This is a genomic window from Collinsella sp. AM24-1 (assembly GCF_003470325.1).
Lineage (GTDB): Bacteria > Actinomycetota > Coriobacteriia > Coriobacteriales > Coriobacteriaceae > Collinsella.
This window is the reverse complement of sequence record NZ_QRHM01000053.1, coordinates 1,061-1,558: the sequence shown is the minus strand read 5'-3', so window position 1 is coordinate 1,558 and position 498 is coordinate 1,061. Positions and strand designations below refer to the sequence as shown.

At 70.1% G+C, this 498-nt stretch carries 1 protein-coding gene; it reads left to right on the top strand.

All coding sequences use genetic code 11. The features are described 5' to 3' along the window. Positions 1 to 99 precede the first annotated feature (99 nt). Positions 100 to 498, top strand: a 399-nt coding sequence (locus DW661_RS10195) for a transposase (protein ID WP_199584902.1), incomplete at its 3' end; no start/stop codon positions are given.

The following is a 498-nucleotide window of genomic DNA, read 5'->3' as shown; positions in this document are numbered from 1 at the left end:
ACGACAGGAGCCCCCGCTCGTGACCGCGGGTCGGGGCTGCGACAATGTTGTTGAAGTGCCAGAGGCGCAGCCGCGCCGCAACGAGGTTGGGAGGCTCCCGTGCCTAGATATTCTACCGCCTTCGGAATGGACGTACACCTCAGGTCCACCACCGTCTGCGCGCTCGACGCGGAGACGGGCGAGGCCGTGACGAGGAGGTTCCGCGGCAACCCCTGGGGCGAGGTCGCGGAGTGGATGTCGGGCTTCCCCGGCCCGTCGCTCGCCGCCTACGAGAGCGGCTACCTCGGCTTCGCCCCGCAAAGGGAGCTCTCCGGGCTCGGCGTCGACTGCGTCGTCGCGGCCGTCTCCAAGGTCCCGAGGTCGGCCGCCGACCTCTCGTCCAAGAACGACCGCAACGACGCGGCCAGGATGGCCAAGGCGATACTGTCGCACGACGTCACCCCGGTATGGGTGCCGTCCCCCGAGATCGAGGGGCTCAGGGACCTCGCCGCCGCCCAC